This window comes from Arthrobacter sp. Y3223164 (assembly GCF_059091005.1).
Window position 1 is genome coordinate 1 of record NZ_JBNHGF010000997.1, and the last position, 262, is coordinate 262.

General features: G+C 74.4%; 1 pseudogene. It reads right to left on the reverse strand.

From position 1 onward, the window contains the following. Positions 1-262, reverse strand: a pseudogene (locus tag AC5RUJ_RS19080) (hydroxymethylbilane synthase); the annotation flags it as partial.

The following is a 262-nucleotide window of genomic DNA, read 5'->3' on the forward strand; positions in this document are numbered from 1 at the left end:
GGGGGCCGGCAGCATGACCGACGGATCCAGCAGCTCCGTGACGTGCTCGGTGCGCCCCAGCCGTGCCAGCCCGGCCGCGGCGAGCACCACGGCGTCGAGATCTGCGTGCTTTCCCTCGTGCCTTTCTTCGCCCGTGAGCCCCTTGACCCGTCCCAGGCGGGTGTCCACGTTGCCGCGGATATCCACCACGTCCAGGTCGGGGCGGGCGGCACGCAGCTGGGCGGCCCGGCGCGGGGAACCGGTGCCGACCTTGGCGCCGGCC